This is a genomic window from Nocardia flavorosea NBRC 108225, assembly GCF_001613385.1.
Lineage (GTDB): Bacteria > Actinomycetota > Actinomycetes > Mycobacteriales > Mycobacteriaceae > Nocardia > Nocardia flavorosea.
Map to the genome: position 1 here is coordinate 278,639 of NZ_BDCG01000015.1, position 20,389 is coordinate 299,027.

20 protein-coding genes are annotated in these 20,389 nt (G+C 66.4%); 13 read left to right on the forward strand and 7 right to left on the reverse strand.

Going from position 1 to position 20,389, the window contains the following annotated elements:
• Positions 1 to 57: 57 nt before the first annotated feature.
• A complete protein-coding gene (locus NFL01S_RS19515) occupies positions 58 to 1,212 on the reverse strand; it encodes a phage tail tip lysozyme (RefSeq protein WP_062977301.1) in 1,155 nt (384 codons plus the stop codon).
• A gap of 131 nt (positions 1,213 to 1,343) precedes the next feature.
• Between NFL01S_RS19515 and NFL01S_RS19520 the strand changes: the two genes are divergently transcribed.
• Genes NFL01S_RS19520 through NFL01S_RS19530 form a run of 3 tightly spaced genes read left to right on the forward strand, consistent with a single transcriptional unit; the run spans position 1,344 to position 3,105 of the window.
• Positions 1,344 to 2,126 (forward strand): exodeoxyribonuclease III, encoded by a 783-nt coding sequence (locus NFL01S_RS19520; RefSeq protein WP_062977302.1) that lies wholly within the window; start codon positions 1,344 to 1,346, stop codon positions 2,124 to 2,126.
• 11 nt (positions 2,127 to 2,137) lie between these two features.
• On the forward strand, positions 2,138 to 2,620 hold the full coding sequence (locus NFL01S_RS19525; RefSeq protein ID WP_245670790.1) for a guanyl-specific ribonuclease: 483 nt from the start codon (positions 2,138 to 2,140) through the stop codon (positions 2,618 to 2,620).
• Entirely contained in the window at positions 2,620 to 3,105 is a 486-nt protein-coding gene (locus NFL01S_RS19530) for a barstar family protein (protein ID WP_062977306.1), read from the forward strand. Before NFL01S_RS19525 ends, NFL01S_RS19530 begins: the two co-directional genes overlap by 1 nt.
• Positions 3,106 to 3,238: 133 nt before the next feature.
• On the opposite strand, the gene NFL01S_RS19535 is transcribed toward NFL01S_RS19530, so the two are convergent.
• Positions 3,239 to 3,880: a TetR/AcrR family transcriptional regulator gene (locus NFL01S_RS19535; protein WP_062977308.1), complete on the reverse strand. Its 642-nt coding sequence runs from the start codon at positions 3,878 to 3,880 to the stop codon at positions 3,239 to 3,241.
• A gap of 146 nt (positions 3,881 to 4,026) precedes the next feature.
• Between NFL01S_RS19535 and NFL01S_RS19540 the strand changes: the two genes are divergently transcribed.
• From NFL01S_RS19540 to yhjD, 3 genes are read left to right on the forward strand one after another with little or no spacing between them, the layout of a single operon-like run.
• A complete protein-coding gene (locus NFL01S_RS19540) occupies positions 4,027 to 4,965 on the forward strand; it encodes an oxygenase MpaB family protein (protein ID WP_245670791.1) in 939 nt (312 codons plus the stop codon).
• Positions 4,966 to 4,986: 21 nt separating this feature from the next.
• The gene (gene trpS / locus NFL01S_RS19545; RefSeq protein WP_062977311.1) at positions 4,987 to 6,021 is read left to right on the forward strand and encodes a tryptophan--tRNA ligase; all 1,035 of its coding nucleotides are present in this window, start codon (positions 4,987 to 4,989) and stop codon (positions 6,019 to 6,021) included.
• A gap of 44 nt (positions 6,022 to 6,065) precedes the next feature.
• Positions 6,066 to 7,109 (forward strand): inner membrane protein YhjD, encoded by a 1,044-nt coding sequence (gene yhjD, locus NFL01S_RS19550; RefSeq protein ID WP_174555702.1) that lies wholly within the window; start codon positions 6,066 to 6,068, stop codon positions 7,107 to 7,109.
• Positions 7,110 to 7,208: 99 nt separating this feature from the next.
• Here the strand turns inward: yhjD and NFL01S_RS19555 are convergent, their stop codons facing one another.
• The 5 genes from NFL01S_RS19555 to NFL01S_RS19575 all read right to left on the reverse strand — a co-directional run bounded on the left by NFL01S_RS19555 (position 7,209) and on the right by NFL01S_RS19575 (position 13,706).
• Complete coding sequence (locus NFL01S_RS19555; protein ID WP_062977313.1) at positions 7,209 to 8,510, reverse strand: D-alanyl-D-alanine carboxypeptidase family protein; 1,302 nt, start codon at positions 8,508 to 8,510, stop codon at positions 7,209 to 7,211.
• A gap of 469 nt (positions 8,511 to 8,979) precedes the next feature.
• Complete coding sequence (locus tag NFL01S_RS19560) at positions 8,980 to 10,077, reverse strand: adenosine deaminase (protein ID WP_062977314.1); 1,098 nt, start codon at positions 10,075 to 10,077, stop codon at positions 8,980 to 8,982.
• Positions 10,078 to 10,254: 177 nt separating this feature from the next.
• Complete coding sequence (locus tag NFL01S_RS19565; RefSeq protein WP_062977316.1) at positions 10,255 to 11,553, reverse strand: thymidine phosphorylase; 1,299 nt, start codon at positions 11,551 to 11,553, stop codon at positions 10,255 to 10,257.
• Positions 11,554 to 12,130: 577 nt separating this feature from the next.
• On the reverse strand, positions 12,131 to 13,132 hold the full coding sequence (locus NFL01S_RS19570) for an LLM class flavin-dependent oxidoreductase (protein ID WP_033244335.1): 1,002 nt from the start codon (positions 13,130 to 13,132) through the stop codon (positions 12,131 to 12,133).
• 178 nt (positions 13,133 to 13,310) lie between these two features.
• Positions 13,311 to 13,706: a cytidine deaminase gene (locus NFL01S_RS19575; protein WP_062977318.1), complete on the reverse strand. Its 396-nt coding sequence runs from the start codon at positions 13,704 to 13,706 to the stop codon at positions 13,311 to 13,313.
• Between the two features lie 534 nt (positions 13,707 to 14,240).
• Here NFL01S_RS19575 and NFL01S_RS19580 point away from each other — a divergent pair.
• The 7 genes from NFL01S_RS19580 to NFL01S_RS19610 all read left to right on the forward strand — a co-directional run bounded on the left by NFL01S_RS19580 (position 14,241) and on the right by NFL01S_RS19610 (position 20,343).
• Complete coding sequence (locus tag NFL01S_RS19580) at positions 14,241 to 14,501, forward strand: GreA/GreB family elongation factor (protein ID WP_062977320.1); 261 nt, start codon at positions 14,241 to 14,243, stop codon at positions 14,499 to 14,501.
• Positions 14,502 to 15,107: 606 nt separating this feature from the next.
• Entirely contained in the window at positions 15,108 to 15,506 is a 399-nt protein-coding gene (gene sdhC / locus NFL01S_RS19585) for a succinate dehydrogenase, cytochrome b556 subunit (protein ID WP_084492922.1), read from the forward strand.
• Positions 15,507 to 15,509: 3 nt separating this feature from the next.
• Positions 15,510 to 15,941, forward strand: coding sequence for a succinate dehydrogenase hydrophobic membrane anchor subunit (locus tag NFL01S_RS19590; protein WP_062977324.1), 432 nt, complete (start codon positions 15,510 to 15,512; stop codon positions 15,939 to 15,941).
• Positions 15,942 to 15,956: 15 nt separating this feature from the next.
• Positions 15,957 to 17,786: a succinate dehydrogenase flavoprotein subunit gene (sdhA, locus tag NFL01S_RS19595; RefSeq protein WP_280508305.1), complete on the forward strand. Its 1,830-nt coding sequence runs from the start codon at positions 15,957 to 15,959 to the stop codon at positions 17,784 to 17,786.
• Positions 17,786 to 18,559 carry a succinate dehydrogenase iron-sulfur subunit gene (locus NFL01S_RS19600; RefSeq protein ID WP_062977326.1) on the forward strand — a complete coding sequence of 258 codons (774 nt, stop codon included), beginning with the start codon at positions 17,786 to 17,788 and terminating at the stop codon, positions 18,557 to 18,559. The genes sdhA and NFL01S_RS19600 overlap by 1 nt, the downstream gene beginning before the upstream one ends.
• A gap of 135 nt (positions 18,560 to 18,694) precedes the next feature.
• Complete coding sequence (locus tag NFL01S_RS19605) at positions 18,695 to 19,612, forward strand: metal ABC transporter substrate-binding protein (protein WP_062977328.1); 918 nt, start codon at positions 18,695 to 18,697, stop codon at positions 19,610 to 19,612.
• Complete coding sequence (locus tag NFL01S_RS19610) at positions 19,609 to 20,343, forward strand: metal ABC transporter ATP-binding protein (protein ID WP_062977330.1); 735 nt, start codon at positions 19,609 to 19,611, stop codon at positions 20,341 to 20,343. The genes NFL01S_RS19605 and NFL01S_RS19610 overlap by 4 nt, the downstream gene beginning before the upstream one ends.
• Positions 20,344 to 20,389: the final 46 nt, after the last annotated feature.

Sequence of the window (20,389 nt, forward strand, 5' to 3'; positions counted from 1 at the left end):
CGATGCGTCGGCCCTCCGGCAGACAAGGCGGTGGTGAGAATGTTCCGACGATCCGCGTCAGACCACGACGCTGGTGTCGGTACTCGGCTGGCTCGCCGTATCGCCCTTGGCGGCCTTCCATTTATTGAGGAGATCGTCTGCGTACGACTCTCGATCGGCGGTCGTATGTCCGGAACTGATCTCGTAATCCTCGTCGAAGGCTCTCGCGACAGCAGCCGCACTGCTGTTGTCGTTGTTGACGACCCTCGCGGCATCGTTATAGCTGCCGCCGTTCATTTCCCGAACCATGTAGTCGATATGTGTTCGCCAGTCGCCGAGGTCTTCACCCTGTTGACCGGCGAAATCCAGGAGCCCCTGGTGTCGACCGAAACGCCATTGGAACAGGCCGTGGGCCGTACCACTGTCCCCCGTGGCCTCGACGTCGAAACCCGATTCGAATTTCGCGTTGGCGACAATTCCCGCTGCCTGTGCCGGGGTGAAGCCATGCTCATTTATCAGGTACTCCATCATCGCAAACGCGGTGGGCTCGTCCTCGGTGGAGACGATAGCGGTACCCGGCGAATACGAGGCGGGGGTCGCTACGGCATCGCCCGGCCCGCCGGTGGGGTACGACCCCGGTGGAGTGTCGTTGTAGGGGCTTTGGTTGTAGGTTCTCTCGTCGCCGACGATGCTGAGTGCTTCCTCTGCCGCCTTATCCGAAACGCCGCTCACTTCCGCATATGTTTCGTCCAGCGCTTCCCAGATTCCGTCGAACACTGTTTGGATTGTGTGATCCGGCAGGTGCTTCGAGGTTGTGCCATCGTCGTGCTCTTCGGTTACTACCGCATCGTGGGCGGCATCGATCTTGCCGTTGAGCCGGTCGACCGACTTGTCCATGGCATCGTGGGCATTCTTGATTGCGTCGCCGACACCTCCGGTTGTTACGGAGACACCATCATCCTGGGCCTCGTAGTCCGTCTTGACCTTCTCGACGTTTTCCTCGTGGCTGTCGTAGTTGTCGAGCATCGTCGCCTGTTGGTCCGGGTTGGCGACGCCTTTGGCCTGGAAGACCTTCTGCGGATCAGGAGCCTTGGACGGATTGCCGGATCCCAGGAGATGGTAGTAGTCCTGGATGATGCCCTCGGCAGCAGTGCGCAGATCCTTCAGTCCCTCCGGGGCGCAACCCGGAAGTTCATTCAGGTCGCCCTTCTTTTCGGTGTCAGAAGGGCTCATCTGTGCTCCTTTCTCGGCTGGGAGGAAACAGTCGACACAGGTCGATTATCGGATGTCCCCGGATGTGGGAACCGGCTGTTGGTTCGTGGGCGCGGGTGGGCGGCGACGACACGTCCTTATAGGGTCGACCCGTGCCATACATCGTATCCACCGTCAATGTCAACGGTGTTCGTGCCGCTGCGGGCAAGGGTTTGCTGCCCTGGCTGGCCAGGACCGAGGCCGATATCGTCTGCCTGCAGGAGACCCGAGCCGACGACGCCCAGATCGCCGCCGCGCTGGCTCCCGCGCTGGCCGAGGGCTGGGTGCTGGCGCACGCGGAACCCGGAGTCAAGGGCAGAGCGGGGGTGGGTGTGCTGTCGCGGCGGCCCGCGAAGTCTGTGCGGATCGGTGTCGAACCCGCCAGCGAGTTCGTCGGCGCGGGCCGTTATATCGAGGTGGAGTTCGACGAGGTCACGGTCGCGAGCGTGTATGTGCACACCGGCGAAGCGGATACGCCACGACAGGACGAGAAATACCGGTTCCTGGACGAACTGGCCACCCGGATGTCGACGCGCACAGGCGCGTTCGTCATCGCCGGTGACTGGAATATCGCGCATACCGAACGCGACCTGAAGAATTGGAAGGGCAACCTGAAGAAATCGGGTTTCCTGCCCGCCGAACGGGCCTGGGTCGACCGACAATTGGCTTCTGGGTACGTGGATGTGGTGCGGAAACTTCACCCGGAGGGTGATGGTCCGTTCAGTTGGTGGTCGTATCGTGGGCGCGCGTTCGACAACGACACGGGGTGGCGCATCGATTACCAGCTGGCGACGCCGGAGGCGGCCGAGCGGGCGAAACAGGCCGTGGTCGAACGTGCCGCGACCTACGCCGAGCGCTGGTCCGATCATGCGCCGGTGACCGTCCAGTATCGATGAAGGGGAGTTCTGTGCGTGCAAAAGTTGTGAAGATTCTGTCCGCGGTGGGTGCCGCGGTGGTGGCGATCGTCGTAGCCCTGCTCACCCAGATCGGCGACGAGACGACGTCGCACACCGCGGCCACACTGTCGTCCGGTGCCACGTCGACGGTGAGCGGCGAGCCCTCGTCGGGTAATGCCGCCGCCGACTCGCCGGTGGCTTCGCGAGTGGCTGGGGTGCCCGAACGCGCCTACGAAACTCTGGATGAGATCGATGCGGGCCGCTGGCCGGATTCGGCGAACGCACCCGGTACGAAAGGCGGAATCACCTTTCAGAACCGGGAGGGCCGGCTCCCGGCCACCGACGATTCCGGTACGCGGGTCAAGTACCAGGAATGGGATGTGAACCCGAAGAAGCCCGGGCAGTCCCGTGACGCCGAACGGATCGTCACCGGCAGCGACGGCTCGGCCTGGTACACCGGCGACCACTACGACACTTTCACAAGGATGCGCTGATGCCCGAACCTCTCGCGCTCGCGGATTTCCTGGACTTCTCCTACGACGCCGAACTTCGCGCCACCGCCGCCGGCATGACCGCTCTGGGGACAATGCAGGCGGACGCGGCCGAGTTCAGCGGTATCCGCTACCGCGCCCCGGAAGGCTTCCGGGTGCGCGAACTACGCGGCAGCCGGATGCGTACTGTGGCGGGGCTCTACGACGAATTCGCCGCGGCCTTGCAGTTCCCGTACTATTTCCGGCCGAACAAGGATTCGTTCGACGAATGTCTGCTGGATATCGACGACACTCTCGGTGAGGCCACGGGGTATGTACTCGCGATCCGCGACGCCGACCAGCTTCTCGCGCAGGCGCCGGAAGAGCGGGAATGGTTCGCCTCGGTGGTCGAGGAGTGCGCGGATTTCTGGCCGTCGCGCGATGTGGTCTTCCGGGTGATCCTGCAGGGCGGACCGCAAGAGCTGGGGGCAGTTCCGATTCATTTCTGAGCGGCCGTACCAGCGCGCTGTCTGTACTCGGCGGCGTGGGGCCGCAACGTTCACTCAGGTGTGATCGGCACAATATCGTGTGCCGTGCCGCATCTTGTGCCGCGCCGCGAGCCGACGAGCTTTCCCGGTCCGGTCAGGCCGGATCGTCGCGCTGGGCGAAATCTTCGCCGAGGAGGACGAAGACATCGGTGGTGTAGTCGATCAGGGTGTCGCGGCTGATTGCGAGATCGCCGCGAACCCAGCTCGTGAGGGTTTGGACGAGGCCGCCCACCAGATAGGTGGCGCGGAAATCGATCACCGGGTCCGGGGCGGGATCGGTGACGCCGTAGAACTCGATACCTTCGCTGGCCACCAGCCGGGCGAAGACGCGGATGGTTTCGGTGGTGCGGGCGCGTAGCTGCGGGGTGGCCATGGCGGCAACCATGGTGACCTCGGTTTTGCGCGGGTCGTCGGTGAGCAGGTGGATACCGGCGGTGATCGCGGCGTGGGCTCTGGCGCGGGAATCGCCGGTCGCGGAGTGCGCGGCGGTGACGATGGCCAGGACCAGCTCTTCGGCGATGCCGTCCACCAGGGCAGTGAGCACGTCGTCGCGGCTGCCGAAACTCTCGTAGTAGTAGCGCTCGTTCAAACCCGCCTGCGCGCACATACCCGACACGGTCAGCTTGTCCAGGCCCTGGGTGCCGATGATCTCCAGAGCTGCGTCCAGAAGCGCGGACCGTCGCTGGGCCCGCCGTTCCTCCGCGGACAAACCGCCGTAGGTGCGCTGCGCTGCCATCTCTAAATGATGGCGGGTGGACGGCTGGCGGGTGCGGGCGGGGGCAATTTGGCGGTAGGCCTTGCCAGAAATCCTGAACTGGTGGATGCTATTGCCAGATGCGCGAATGTGCGGTGCTCAGGGTTGAGCTGGACCGGGAGGCTGAGATGGCCATGGACACGGGGTACTTTGCCGACGATTCGATGATCCGGCGGGTTATGCGGAAGCGGGCCGTGGGCCTGACCTACGGGCTGCGGGCGCTGGTGATCGGGGCGGTCCACCCACTGCTCTATGTGGGGACGGCCGAATCCACGGAGCACCGGGATACGCCTTACACCCGGCTGGCGCTCACCGGGAAGCTGTTCGAGGCGGTGTTCTTCGGGAGCCGGGAAGAAGCCGATCGGGCGCTCGAGTTCACCGGGAAGAAGCACCGGAAGGTGGTGGGGCGGATACCGGAGGATGCGGGGGAACACCATCCGGCAGGGACGGCGTACTCCGCGTACGACCCGCACCTGAGCTTCATGACCATGGCGTTCACCTTCGAATCCGCGGAGGTCATGTACGACCTGCTGGTCAAACGGCTCACCGATGGCGAGCGCGAGGGTCTGTACCAGGACTATGTGCGATGGGGGGAACTGTTCGGGATGCCGCGCGAGGCCGCCCCGGCCGACTACCGGGCATTCCGCGAGTACTTCGACGGCTACCTCGCCTCCGACGAACTGTTCCTCACCGACGAGGCGCGTAAGGTCGGCAACTATCTGTGCGGGCATGTGGTGCCCTACCCGCAGCCGCTGCCGGCGCGGCAGGTGAGTTCGGCGTACTACCTGCTGGTGCAGGGCAGTCTGCCGGAGCGGATCCGGCAGATGTACGGGATCGAGTGGAAACGCAGCGACGAGCTCGCCTACCGGGGGCTGGCGCAGTCGGTGCGCAATGCGCACGGGGTGCCGTCGGTACTGGTGCCGCGGCGGGTGAAAACGGCGCTCAACGGGCCGAGCGCGCCGGTGTACCGGCTGATCACCAAACAGGAGCAGGAGCTGGCCAAGGCCGGAAAGCGCAGTATGCCCGGCGTCGATCCACGTAAGTGGGCGGAGCGAAATTCGGCTTGAACGACATGCGAAGATCGGGGCATGTCCAGTCCTGCCCAGACCCCGGCCGCCGGGGAACGTAAACAGCGGGTGCTCTCCGGTATCCAGCCGACCAGCGCCTCGTTCCATCTCGGGAACTACCTCGGTGCCCTGCAGTACTGGGTGACCTTGCAGGACGACTACGACGCGCTGTACTTCATCCCGGATATGCACGCCATCACGGTGTCGCAGGACCCGAAGGAACTCCGCAAACGCACCCGGATCGCGGCGGCGCAGCTGCTCGCCCTGGGGATCGACCCGGCCCGCTCCACGCTGTTCGTGCAGTCGCAGGTGCCCGAGCACGCGGAGCTGGCCTGGGTGCTGAGCTGTATCACCGGCTTCGGGGAGGCGAGCCGGATGACGCAGTTCAAGGACAAATCGGTGAAGCAGGGGGCGGACAACACCACCGTCGGGCTGTTCACCTACCCGGTCCTGATGGCCGCCGATATCCTGCTGTACCGCCCGCATCAGGTGCCGGTGGGCGAGGACCAGCGCCAGCATCTGGAGCTCACCCGCAATCTCGCGCAGCGGTTCAACACCCGGTTCAAGAAGACCTTCGTGGTCCCGGAACCCCATATCGTCAAGGGCACCGCCAAGATCTACGACCTGCAGGATCCCACCGCCAAGATGAGCAAATCGGCGAGTTCGGACGCCGGTCTGATCAATCTCCTGGACGACCCCAAGGTATCGGCGAAGAAGGTGCGTTCCGCGGTCACCGACACCGAACGCGAAATCCGCTACGACGTGGAGAACAAACCGGGCATCAGCAATCTGCTGGTGATCCTGTCGGCACTCACCGAAACGCCCGTCGTCACCCTGGAGAAAGACTATGCGGGCCGCGGTTACGGTGATCTGAAAGCGGATGTCGCCGACGCACTGGTCGGATTTGCCACCCCTTTGCGGGCGAAAGTGGAAGAGTACATGGCGGATCAGGGCGAACTCGATCGCATCCTCGGCATCGGCGCCGAGCGTGCGCGCGAGATCGCCGGTAACACTCTCGCGCAGGTCTACGACCGGGTCGGGTTCCTCGCCCGCTGATCGGTCGCCCGGCCCGTGCGTGTTGGCGGTGAGGGGCGCAGACAGTGCAGGTGATCGACAACGTCAAATCCGCGTTCAGCCGGATGGTCGGGCAGCGGCCCTGGCTCGACCATATGGTCCGGGCCTTCGGCAGGTACCAGGACCAGCGCGGTGACTACTACGCGGCGGGGATCACGTATTTCACCGTGCTGTCACTGTTTCCGCTGCTGATGATCGCGTTCGCCATCGCCGGTTTCGTACTCGCCGGAAACGACGAACTGCTGCGGGAACTGCAGGACAAGGTCGTCGAGAACATCCCCGGCGAAATGGGTGGCCAGCTCAACGATCTGATCGACCAGGCGGTCGGTTCGCGCGGTGCGGTGGGTGTGCTCGGCCTGCTCACCGGGCTCTACTCGGGTCTGGGCTGGATGGCGAATCTGCGCAAGGCCCTGACCGAGCAGTGGGAACAGAAATCGAACGAGCAGAACTGGTTCCACACCAAACTGTCCGATCTGCTGGCCCTGCTGGGACTGTTCCTGGCGCTGGCTCTTTCCCTCGGACTGTCGATTCTGGCGTCGAGCCGGCTCGGCGTGCAACTGCTGGAACTGGTGGGGCTCGAGGAGATGCCTGGGTCGCGGTGGCTGTTGTGGCTGCTGTCGACGCTGCTCGCACTGGTCGCCTCCTGGGCGTTGTTCACCTGGATCATCGCTCGGCTGCCGCGGGAACCGGTCACCGTGCGCAGCGCCGCGAAGGCCGCGGTCCTGGCGGCGCTCGGGTTCGAGGTGTTCAAGAATATCGCCGGGATCTACATGCGGTCGGTGCTGAGCAGTCCGGCGGGCGCGGCATTCGGTTCGGTGATCGGCATCATGGTGTTCAGCTATGTGGTGTACCGGATCATCCTGTTCGCCACCGCATGGGCGGCGACCGCGCGGGAGAACGAGCAATTGATCTCGGTTCCCGTTCCCGACCCCGCGGTGATCCGGCCACGGGTGCAGACGGCCGGGCGGCCGGGGATGGGCGGGGCGGCGGCACTGTTCGGTGCGGGTGCGCTCACCACACTGGGGGTCGCCAGGCTGCGCCGGGGCCGGGCGCGGAAGTCGGCCGAGTAGCGGCGGATTGCCGGGTTGCTGCTGCGATCACAGGATTTCACGGCCGGACGGCGGACAGGCCGAGCGGTTTTCGTGTTGCCGCCCGGCCCGGCCCGGATGTCAGCGCTGCCTGGTCCGGACGTGCCAGGTGCCGACCAGCAGGATCGGGACCAGGATCAGACCGGCGACCATGAGCAGCATCCACAGTTCGTCGTATTCCTCGTCCGCCGCGGGTTGCGCGGAGTACGCGACATCACCGTTTTCGGGCGGGACAGCCAACCCCGGAGCGCCGGAAACGGTTTCGGCCTCGTCGCCGGGGATATCGCCGACCTTCGCGGCGGGGTCCAGCGCGAACCCGAAGTCGAGCAGCCGCGCGGCCTGCTCCCACGGGCGGATCGGCAGCACATCGGCCTGCAGGAGGGTGACGACCAGACGGCGTCCGTCACGTTCGGCCGCCGCGACGAAGGTCTGCCGGGCGTCATCGGTGAAACCGGTCTTACCGCCGAGCGCCCCGGGATAGTTGTAGAGCAGCCCGTTGTCGTTCGCGATCGGGAACCCCGGGTGGTCCTGGTCGCCGGGAATCGCCGGATTCGGTGGATAACCGGGGAAATCGAGTTGCTCGGTACCGATCATCTGCGCGAACAACGGTATCGACATGGCTTCGCGGAACAGCAGCGACAGATCGTAGGCCGAGGTACTCATCCCCGGCCCGTCCAGTCCGGACGGGGTGGCGGCACGAGTGTCGTAGGCATGCAGGGCTTTCGCCAGATCGTTCATCTTCGCGACCGCGGCCTCGTCGCCGCCGAGCTGGGTGGCGATCGCATGGGCGGCATCGTTGCCCGACGCCATCACCAGGCCGTGCAGCAGTTGGCGGTTGGTATACCGGCCCCCCGGGCCGATCCCGACGCGCGTGCCTTCCACATCGGCATCGGCCTGGGTGCCGACGACGACCCGGTCCAGGTCGAGCGTGCGCAGGGCGACGGTGGCCAACAGCACCTTGATGGTGCTGGCCGGGCGGTACCGGCCGTGCGGATCCTTGGCGGCCAGCACCGCCCCGGTATCCAGATCGGAGACCATCCACGCGGTTGCGGAGATATCCGCCGGCACCGCCGGCGCACCCGCGGGCAGGACGACCCCGCATTCGCCGAGGCGTTTACCGCCGACAGGTGGGTCGGGGATCGGCAGGGCAGTGGGCGGGGCCTCCCCGGGCGCGGGAACCTCGGAAGAGTCGATCGCCGGCGGCGGCTGCGTCTTCTGCGGGCAACTGTCGGTGACCGGAGTCGCGAACGGGGTGGTGGTGGGCGGTGGCGGCTGCGCTGCCGCGGGACCGCCCACGATCAACGGTCCGGCCGCGAGCACCGCGGCGGTGAGCACCGAGCCGAAACGGCGGGCGGTGCGCTGGTGGAGCTCGGTGGTGTACATCGGGGAAGAGCCTAGAAGGTTTTCCGGGCAGCGAGACATCGGCAAAGGACTCGCCCTGCACCGAACGGCAACGTGCCTGGTCACGACACCAGGCGTGGCCCAGCACGCCAGGTTCGGCCCTTTCGGTAACCGATGTGCCGGCGGCGTCATCGAGTTCAGCGACGTGCGCCAGGTCCGGTCATCCCTGTGAGCCGGACGTAATCAACGGTGTCGCCGATTCAGCGAGGTACGCCGGGTTCGGGCACCCTCGAACGTAACCAACGGTGGCGCCGAGTTCAGCGAGGCCGCAGCGGCCCGCCGGTTCGCACCGGACGCCGACGTAACCAACGGCGCAGCCGAGTTCAGCGAGGCCCTGAAAGGTTTCGGTCTGTCCCTGCTTTCCGTGCTCGATGCGGTGCGGCGCAACCGCGAGGGTCGAGTGCGGACAGCAGGGACCTCAGGCGGCCGAAACCCGCGCCGCATAAGCACCTCAGCCCAGGAGGACCGCGTAGCCCGGTTTGATGATGTCGTCGATGATCCGCAGGCGCTCCGGGAACGGGATGAACGCCGATTTCATCGCGTTGATGGTGAAACGTTCCAGATCGCTCCAGCCGTAGCCGAAGGTCTGGTGCAGTTTCAGCATCTCCCGGCTCATACTGGTATCACTCATCAGCCGGTTGTCGGTGTTCACGGTGACACGGAACCGCAGCCGGGCCAGCAGATCGAACGGATGCTTGTCCAGTGAGGGCACCGCCCCGGTCTGCACGTTCGAAGAGGGGCACAGTTCGAGCGGTACCCGGGTATCGCGTACGTACTGGGCGAGCCGCCCCAGCCGGGCGTCGGCGATCCCGCCGGTTACCTCGATATCGTCGACGATCCGCACACCGTGCCCGAGCCGGTCGCAACCGCAGAAGGCCAGCGCTTCGTGGATGGACGGCAGGCCGAACGCCTCACCCGCGTGAATGGTGAAGTGGGCGTTGTTCACCCGCATGTATTCGAAGGCATCCAGATGCCGGGTGGGTGGATAGCCGGCCTCCGCGCCCGCGATATCGAAACCGCAGACGCCGCGGTCCCGGAACCGCACCGCAAGTTCCGCGATCTCCCGCGAGCGGGCGGCATGCCGCATGGCGGTCAGCAGGCAGCGCACCACGATGGGATGTCCGGCCGCCGCGGCCGCCGCCTCTCCGGCGGCGAATCCGGCCAGGACGTGTTCGACCACTTCGTCGAGGGTGAGGTCGTGTTCCAGATGCTGTTCCGGCGCGAACCGGACCTCCGCGTAGACCACACCGTCGTCCGCCAGATCCTCGGCGCATTCGCGGGCCACCCGGTGCAGGCCCTCGGGGGTCTGCATCACCGCGACGGTGTGGGTGAATGTCTCCAGATAGCGTTCGAGCGAACCACTGTCGGCGGCCTCCCGGAACCACCGGGCCAAACCCGCGGCGTCATCGGCGGGTAGCTCGTCGTAACCGCAGTCGAGGGCGAGTTCGAGAACCGTCGCGGGCCGCAGGCCGCCGTCGAGATGATCGTGCAGGAGCGCCTTCGGCGCCCGGCGCAAGGTGGCGAGGTCCAGCGGCATGGGTCCGGTCATGTATCGACGGTATCGCCGATTTCCGGGCCGGGCAGCCGTACGCTCCGAATGAACCCACCTCTTCGGCTGCCGCTCACTCCGAGTTCCCGAGGCGGTCGGGCGGCTGTTGTCTGTGGGCCACGGAACGATCATGTGGAGACCGCGAGATTCGGATATGCCGGGCGCCGCAGGATCAGGCTAGCCCGGGCCGACCCGGTCCAGGATCAGGGGAGCGCGGCCCTCGTGCTCCGGGGAATGCGGGCTGATCGAGATCGCCTCGGCCAATGCCTCGGCAGCAGCAGGTAGTGCGCCCGGAGTGTCGGTGTGCAGCGTGAGCAGCGGTGAGCCGGCCGTCACCCGGTCTCCGACGGCCGCATGCAGGTGGATACCCGCGGCGGCTTGGACCGGATCCCCCTGCCGGGCTCGTCCGGCGCCCAGCCGCCAGGCGGCGACTCCGACAGCGCGCGCGTCCAGGCGGGTCAGCGTGCCGGTTGCGGGTGCGGAGAGGGTTTCGGTGTGTTTCGCGACCGGTAGCGGTGCCTCCGGGTCGCCCCCTTGGGCGCGGATCATGGTGCGCCAGTGGTCCATTGCGCGGCCGTCGGCGAGTGCCTGCGCCGGATCGGTGTCCAGTCCGGCCAGCGTGACCATCTCACGGGCCAATGCCAGAGTCAGTTCGACCAGATCCGCCGGGCCGCCACCGGCCAGCACCTCCACCGCCTCGGCGACCTCGAGCGAATTGCCCGCGGTGCGGCCGATCGGTGTGTCCATGGCCGTCAGCAGGGCGACGGTGTGCACCCCGGCGTCGGCGCCCAGCTCGACCATGGTGGTGGCCAGTGTGTGCGCTTCGGACCGGGTCGGCATGAAGGCGCCCGCGCCGACCTTTACATCGAGTACGAGGGCGGCGGTGCCTTCGGCGATCTTCTTGCTCATGATCGAACTCGCGATCAGCGGGATCGATTCGACCGTGCCCGTGGTGTCGCGCAAGGCGTAGAGGCGTTTATCCGCCGGCGCGAGATCGGGGCCGGCGGCACAGACCACGGCGCCGGCGGCCGGGTCGGACAGGATTTCGCGCATCCGGTCCGGGCTGATATCGGCACACCAGCCCGGGATGGATTCCAGCTTGTCCAAGGTCCCGCCGGTGTAGCCCAGCCCGCGACCCGACAGTTGCGGAACCGCCGCACCGCACGCCGCCACCAGCGGGGCCAGCGGCAGTGTGACCTTGTCGCCGACGCCGCCGGTGGAATGCTTGTCGACGGTGGGCCGGGGCAGATCGGTGAAATCCAGCCGGCGGCCCGAGTCGATCATCGCGCGGGTCCACCTCCCGGTTTCGCGGCGGTTCATTCCACGCAGCACGATGGCCATCGCCAGCGCCGACATCTGCTCGTCGGCCATCGCACCACGGGTGAAAGCGTCGATGGCCCAGTCGATCTGTTCGTCGGACAGCTCGCCGCCGTCCCGCTTCGCCCGGATGATCGATATTGCGTCGTGTGCCGTCACGCTCTCAGTCTCGCAGCGCTGCGGGCAGAAGGCAGGCAACCGGCCGCGTCGGAGGCTATCCGGTGGTCGCGCCGTCCTCGACCGCGGGCGACCTGGGTGTGGTCTCGACGACCGTGGGCGTCGCCACACCGCCGGTGCAGTCCGGCGTCCCGCTGATCGATGGCCGCCACATCCGTCCCGGACGTGCGACAGCGGGTGCGAGACCGCCCTCGACATGGCCGACTGCGAAAGCCCGTACTCCCGCGGCGAGCGTGCCGCCGCCGCGCGCTTGCGGGCCGGGGGTGCCGCGTCGGCGTAACCGACTCCGGATCCATTTGTCCTCAGCTGATGTGGACGTGAGCGGGTGGGTTGCGCCGGAAGTTCGTGCGTATCGGGCAGGCCGTCGGCGCGGTTCTTCCGGACGGCAGCAGACGGCCCTCTCGGCCGGTGTCGGGCCCGGCGCGATATCGCCGAGCTCCAACGTCTCGACACCAGGTTGATGATGCGCGGCTCGTCGCCGGTGGCCAAGGCTCAAAGGTGGTTTCCGACGGTGACCCCGGTGCGCACGGCCGGTGTTCTCGGTGACCCCGGTGGCGATCTACTCCTGCAGAGCGCGCAGGGTTTCGAGGCGGTGCTGCACGGTGGGGCCGGTGGGCGCCACGATGATCTCGTCGGCGCCGGTCTCCTTCACCAGCGTGTCGAGGCGGTCCCGGACTTGTTCGCGGGTGCCGATGGCCTGATCCGCGTTGCGGTCGTCGACGAAGGCGTCCTCGGCGTCCGACCACGGGTAGGCCTCGGCCTCTTCCAGTGTCGGGATGCGCTGTGGCAGCTGACCGGTGCGCATCCGCAACTGCACCAGACTCTGCGGCAGGGTCCGGCGGCGGGCTTCGGCTTCGGTATCGGCGACCACCGTCGCCACCGCCAGCATCGACCGCGGCTCGCTCAGCACCTCCGAGGGACGGAATTCGCGCCGGTACAGCTCGAAAACCAGGGGGGTGGTCCGGCCGCCCGCGAAATGGTGGGCGAAGGCGAACGGCAGACCCATCATGGCGGCGAGCCGGGCACTGAAATCACTGGAACCCAGCAGCCACATCTCGGGCGGGTCGCCCTCGCCCGGAATGGCCCGGATCCGGTCGCCCTGACCGCCCCGTAGCGGCGGGATCGTGCCGAAATACGCCAGCAGCTCCACCACCTGCTTGGGGAAATCCTCCACGGCCTCGGCGGTGGCGCCGCGCCGGATGGTCGCCGAGATCAGCGGATCCGTTCCCGCGGCCCGGCCCAAGCCGAGATCGATACGGTCCCCGTACAGCGCGACCAGGGTCCCGAACTGTTCTGCCACGACCAGCGCCGCGTGATTGGGCAGCATCACCCCGCCGGATCCGACCCGGATCCGCTCGGTCGCCGCGGCCACGGCCGCAATCAGCACCGGCGGCGCCGAACTGGCGATCCCCGGCATACCGTGGTGCTCGGCCACCCAGAACCGGCGGAATCCCAGCCGCTCGGCCTCGCGGGCGACGGTCAGCGTATCGGCCAGCGCCTGCCGATGGGATCCATCGGCGGCAACGGCGGCCAGATCGAGCACGGAGAGGGGAACAGTCATACCGGGACCAACCTCCGGGGTCGCGTGGTGATTCCGGTCCCGCCGAATCGGTGGCGCAGCCGACGCGGTGGGCTCCGGTGTCGGGTGCGATGTACGACGGTGATTGCAGCTCGGGGTCGCTGACCCGGATCCGGGTGCCGGGCTCGAACCGCCGCTCGACGGCCGCGGGTGCGATGGATCAGGTGCGACCGGCCGCGAGGTCGTCCGGTCCGAAAGCATCGCGCAGTAGGTCCCCCAGTGGAAGCGGGCCCGCGGGATGGTCGATCAAGAGTTCTTTCCCGCCGAACTCGTACAGCACCTGCCGGCAGCGGCCGCACGGCAGCAGGATCTCTCCCCGTGGATCGCAGACGGATACCGCGATCAGGCGAGCCGGCGACCGGGTGCGCTGGTTGCCGACCAGAACACATTCCGCGCACAAGCCCAGCCCGTAGGACACGTTTTCCACGTTGCAGCCGATCGAGATCGTTTCCCCGTCCCAGCCGGCCGCTCCCACCGGGAACTCGGAGTAGGGCGCATAGGCCCGGCTCATCGCCGCGTACGCCTCCGCCCGCAGCCGTGCCCAGTCGATATCCATACGCGCTCCCGCAGATGTGTGTGGCCGAACCGGTCGGCTTCCATGTCTACCGTTGCCGCCCCCGCACAGGCCAGCCATTCCGGGCTCACCGGGGCCGACGAGCGTGCGACCGCGCAGCGGCTGCCGGATCGGCATTCAGACCGGGACGAACGCGCAGTACAGCTGGTCGAGGTTCTGCGAATGTGTAGCTCCGGTTCCGGAAGGTGGCGAGCGAGTGGGTTGCCGGCCCGCAGTGGTGACGCCTACGGGGTCGCGCCGACCCGGACGCCACCACCGGTGTCGCAGCGCTCGGCTCGGTCCACCACAGCCCCGGCGTCACCGACGGCGGCGCCGAGTTCAGCGAGATACGTCAGGTCCGGCCACCGCTATCGACCGGAGGTGACCATCGGCGGCGCCGAGTTCAGCGAGGCCCGGGGCCGAAACCCCGCGCCGACGGCGTCGGCGCAAACAACACTGAAACGCCGTGTTCGGTTCGGAGATATGTAGGGTGCCGGGCCGTCCGGCCCGGCCTCGTGGTCGCCAGGAAGGTGCCGAATGACGCTTCCGAAGTTCCTCATCGTCATGGTGTATTCGAAACTGTTGTTGTCCAGGCTCAATGCGTTCGACGAGGTCGAGGTGCAGCTGGAGTACCAGATCGTGCCCGACTACGACGCCGATCCCGCGGTGGGCAGGTACCCGGAGAGTGCGCCGGCCAGTCAGGCGCTACTCGGGCATGTGACCGGCGATATCGTCGATACGGAGTTCAACTACGAAGCTGTGCGGTTGCGGGTGGAGGCGATCGGCGAGGGCGACTGAGCCGTCGCGAGTGGTTCTGCTGCGGCGCCGGGCGGGTCTGTCGTTCCGCCCGGCGCGTGGGCCGGTGTCACGATTTCCGGAGATCTTTCGCCGGACGGCCGATTCTTCGGCTACTCTCGAGTAACTTGGCTCGTACCACTGAGACATTTTGCACATTGCCCCGGCGCACAATGGCGACCTCGGCATTGAGAGCATTCGTCGCCGGCGGAAATCGGGCTCCGTTCGCGTGGAATCGTGCCGATTCGGTAAAACCGTTGCCGGGCAATGAATTACCAGTTGAATACCGGCGCGCGAGATGTTCGGCAGGCCGGGGTGCGCGGGCGTGCGTGACCCGTCGCGTAACGCTGTGGCGGCTCGAGAAAGGCAACCCTAACCTGCCTGATATCGCTGCAACGCGCGGCACGCCGAATTAGTTCCGCCAATGTGAGGGGATTAGAGTCCAGAACAGATCGGTTACACGTTCGGCGGCGGCGAGCCCAGCGACCGCGGCCCCGGGATAGGGCCCTGTCACAACCCGGCTGGTGCGTCACCGAATTCCGGCTCCACCGCACCGGTGCCGGGATCTGTGACCGGGTCCATCAACGATGTTGGAGGCACCGAGACTCTATGGCCACGATAGAAGCTCCGGCTCAGCCGAAGCGTAAAACGCTGTACCGAGGCGACCCCGGTATGTGGTCCTGGGCCCTGCACCGGATCACCGGTGTCACGGTCTTCTTCTTCCTGTTCGTGCACGTCCTGGACACCGCGCTGGTCCGGGTCAGTCCCGAAATCTACGACGAGGCGATCGAGCTCTACAAGACACCGATCGTCGCGCTCATGGAAATGGGCCTGGTCTTCTGCGTGCTGTTCCACGCGCTCAACGGTGTGCGGATCATCCTGGTGGACTTCTGGTCGCAGGGGCCGCGCTACCAGAAGCAGATGCTCTGGGGCATCATCGGCCTGCTGGTGGTCCTGCTGGTGCCCACGATCGGTCGCATGTTCTACCTACTGTTGACGGAGCACTGAGCCATGACCGCACCTGTTCTCGGTAAGTCCTACGATCGTCCGGCGAGCCTGGATCTGCCGCGCTCGCCCCGGGCTCGCACCGGCGGCAACTTCGAGAAGTACGCGTGGCTGTTCATGCGTTTCTCCGGTGTCGCCCTGATCGTGCTGGTCCTCGGACATATGGCGATCATGTTGCTGCTCGACGGTGGCGTGAAACGGTTGAACTTCGCGTTCGTCGCCGGCCGCTGGGCGAGCCCGTTCTGGCAGATCTGGGATCTGGCCATGCTGTGGCTGGCGCAATTGCACGGCGCCAACGGACTGCGCACCGTGATCGCGGACTACTCGCGCAAGGATTCGACCCGCTTCTGGCTGAACACGCTGCTGGTGCTGTCGATGATCCTGATCATGGGCGTGGGCACCTACGTCATCTTCACCTTCGACCCCAACATCAGTTAGGAACGGCCCCCTCGCATGAGTGAGCGCAGCGAACGAATCGACGCCGCAGGTGAGAGCGGCGAACGAACCAGCGAAAAAGTTGTGTCTCGGCCTGTTCAGGAGCACCGCTACGACGTCGTGATCGTCGGCGCCGGTGGCGCGGGTATGCGGGCGGCCATCGAGGCCGGCCCCCGGGCGCGTACCGCGGTGCTGACCAAGCTGTACCCCACCCGTAGTCACACCGGCGCGGCTCAGGGCGGTATGTGCGCGGCCCTGGCCAATGTCGAAGAGGACAACTGGGAGTGGCACACCTTCGACACGGTCAAGGGTGGCGACTACCTGGTCGACCAGGACGCGGCGGAGATCATGGCCAAAGAGGCCATCGACGCGGTACTGGACCTGGAGAAGATGGGCCTGCCGTTCAACCGCACGCCCGAGGGCAAGATCGACCAGCGCCGGTTCGGCGGGCACACCCGTGACCACGGCAAGGCCCCGGTGCGGCGTGCCTGCTACGCGGCCGACCGCACCGGTCACATGATCCTGCAGACGCTGTATCAGAACTGCGTCAAGCACGACGTGGAGTTCTACAACGAGTTCTACGTGCTCGACCTGGTGATGACCGATACCGAGCGCGGTCCGGTCGCCACCGGTGTGGTCGCCTACGAGCTGGCCACCGGTGAACTGCACGTGTTCCACGCCAAGTCGATCGTCTTCGCCACCGGCGGTTCCGGCCGGATGTACAAGACCACCTCCAATGCGCATACGCTCACCGGCGACGGTATGGCGATCGTGTTCCGCAAGGGCCTGCCGCTCGAGGATATGGAATTCCACCAGTTCCATCCGACGGGCCTGGCCGGGCTCGGCATCCTCATCTCCGAGGCGGTTCGCGGTGAGGGCGGCATCCTGCGCAATGTCGACGGCGAGCGGTTCATGGAACGCTACGCGCCCACCATCAAGGATCTCGCGCCGCGCGATATCGTCGCCCGTTCCATGGTGCTCGAGGTGCTCGAGGGCCGCGGCGCAGGTCCGAACAAGGACTACGTCTACATCGACGTGACCCACCTCGGCGAGGACGTGCTCGAGGAGAAACTGCCCGATATCACCGAGTTCGCCCGTACCTACCTGGGTGTGGATCCGGTGAAGGAACTGGTGCCGGTCTTCCCGACCTGCCACTACGTGATGGGCGGTATCCCCACCCGCATCCAAGGTGAGGTACTGCGCAACAACACCGATATCGTCCCCGGCCTGTATGCCGCCGGTGAATGCGCCTGTGTCTCCGTGCACGGCGCCAACCGGCTCGGCACCAACTCGCTGCTCGATATCAACGTATTCGGCCGCCGCGCCGGAATCGCGGCCGCCGAATACGCGCAGCGCGCCGAATTCGTCGAGATGCCGGAGAATCCCGCGCAGATGGTGCAGGACTGGCTCTCGCTGATCCTGTCCGACCACGGCAACGAGCGGGTCGCCGATATCCGCACCGAATTGCAGCGGTCGATGGACAACAACGCCTCGGTGTTCCGCACCGAGGACACGCTCAAGCAGGCCCTCACCGATATTCACGCGCTCAAGGAGCGGTACGCCCGGATTACGGTGCAGGACAAGGGCAAACGCTACAACAGTGATCTGCTCGAGGCTCTGGAGCTGGGCTTCCTGCTGGAGCTGGCCGAAGTCACGGTGGTCGGCGCGCTCAACCGCAAGGAATCGCGTGGCGGTCACGCCCGCGAGGACTACCCGGACCGCGACGATGTGAACTTCATGCGGCACACGATGGCCTACAAGGAAGGCGCGGATCTCCTCTCGGATATCCGGCTGGACTTCAAGCCGGTGGTGCAGACCCGTTACGAGCCGATGGAGCGTAAGTACTGATGACCGCTGTAGCCGAAAAGCCCGCAGCCGCGAACCCGGCGCCGGTGCCCGAGGGGTCGACCATGATCACCGTCAAGGTGGCGCGGTTCAACCCGGAGGACGGGCAGGGCCAGCACTGGGAGTCGTTCCAGGTACCGGCGCTGCCGACGGACCGTTTCCTGAACGTCCTCATCTACATCAAGTCGTACCTGGACGGCACGCTCACCTTCCGGCGCTCCTGCGCTCACGGTGTGTGCGGGTCGGACGCGATGCGGATCAACGGCGTCAACCGGCTGGCCTGCAAGGTCCTGATGAAGGATATGCTGCCGAAGAACGGTAAGCCGGTCACGATCTCCGTCGAGCCGATCCGCGGCCTGCCGGTGGAGAAGGATCTGATCGTCGATATGGAACCGTTCTTCGACGCGTTCCGGGCGGTGAAGCCCTACCTGATGACCTCCGGTAACGAGCCCACCTTCGAGCGGATCCAGAGCCAGGCCGACCGTGCCCGGTTCGACGACACCACCAAATGCATCCTGTGTGCCTGCTGCACCACCTCGTGCCCGGTGTACTGGCACGATGGCAGCTATTTCGGCCCGGCCGCGATCGTGAACGCGCACCGTTTCATCTTCGACAGCCGCGACGAGGGCGCCCGGGAGCGTCTGGACATCCTCAACGAGGTCGACGGGGTGTGGCGTTGCCGCACCACCTTCAACTGCACCGATGCCTGCCCGCGCGGTATCGAGGTCACCAAGGCGATTCAGGAAGTCAAGCGCGCGCTGTTGTTCGCGCGCTGAGTCGTTGTCCTCGCATCCGCCCCCGTGTCCTGCACGGGGGCGGTTTTGTATTCCCGGCCGTTAGGATTTCGCCACACGAACTTGATAATTCGGGCACCCGAACTTACCATTTCGACTGGAAGGCGGTGGTTCGGCATGCGGGTATTTCTCCGGCTCACCGCTGTATTGGCGGTCTGCGCAACAGCGGTCGTGCTCACCGCCTGCCAGAACTTCCACCTACCCCGCGACGGGAAACCGGTCGTGGTCACCACCTTCACCGTGCTGGCCGATATCGCCACCAATATCGCGGGCGAACACCTCGAGGTGCAGTCGCTCACCAAACCCGGTTCGGAGATCCACGGCTACGAACCGACCCCCGGCGATATCAAACGCGCTGCCAAAGCCGATCTCATCCTCGACAACGGGATGAACCTGGAGGCCTGGTTCGGCCAGTTCGTCGCCGACCTCGACGCCGAGCACGTCACCGTGAGCGAGGGTGTGGCCTCGGTACCGATCACCTCCGACGCCTACGCGGGCAAACCCAACCCGCACGCCTGGATGTCCCCGCTCAACGTCCAGACCTATGCCGACAACATGGTGGACGCCTTCACCCGCCTCGCACCCGAACACGGCGCCGTGTTCCGCGCCAACGGTGACAGCTACAAACTCCGGTTACAGCAGGTGCACGACGAACTGGTCGCCGAACTCCGCGATCTTCCGCGCCGGCAGCGCGCCCTGGTGACCTGCGAAGGCGCGTTCTCGTACCTGGCTCGCGACGCGGGCCTGTCGGAGGCCTATATCTGGCCGGTCAATGCCGAACAGCAAGCCACACCGCAACAGATCACCCGGGTGATCGAATACGTCCGCGACAATCAGGTGCCCGCGGTGTTCTGCGAATCCACCGTCTCCGACGCGCCGATGCAGCGGGTCGTCGAGGCCACGGGCGCGCGGTTCGGCGGTGTCCTCTATGTGGACTCGCTGTCCGCAGCCGACGGTCCGGTGCCGACCTATCTGGACCTGATCCGCCACGATGCCGAAACCATCGCCGCCGCACTCACCGGGAGCCGGTCATGACAATCCCCGCGATCGAAGTCGATGGCGTCACCGTCTACTACGGCGAGGTACAGGCCCTGGACGGGGTCCGGCTCGCGGTGGACCCCGGCCGCGTGTGTGCGTTGATCGGAATGAACGGCTCGGGTAAATCCACGCTGTTCAAAACGCTGATGGGCATGATCGTCCCGGACCGCGGCACCGTCCGCATCAGCGGTGAGAAACCCGCGATGGCACGCCGCTTCGGTGCGCTCGGCTATGTCCCGCAGAGTGAAGCGGTGGACTGGTCGTTCCCACTGTCGGTCCGCGATGTGGTGACCACCGGCCGCTACGGCCGGATGGGGTTCACCCGGCGCGTGAGCCGTACGGACCGGGCAGCGGTGGACGAGGCGCTGGAGCGGGTCGAGCTGACCGATCTCGCGGATCGGCAGATCGGCCGGCTCTCCGGCGGCCAGCGCAAACGCGCCTTCGTGGCCCGGGGGATCGCGCAGGGCGCACGGGTCCTCCTGCTCGACGAACCGTTCGCGGGTGTGGACAAACGCTCTGAGGCGACGATCACCGGATTGCTGCGGGAACTGGCCGCCGGCGGGGCGACGGTCCTGATCTCCACCCACGACCTGCATGCTTTGCCGGGACTCGCCGACGAGGCGGCGCTGCTCATGCACCGGGTGCTGGTGCACGGCAGCACCGAGGAGGCCCTGCGACCGGAGAATCTCGCGCTGGCGTTCGGACTCGACGTACTGGAACAACGTTGACTTCCGCCCGGGCCGGCGGTTTCCTCGGAGCAATCAGGTGAGTGTC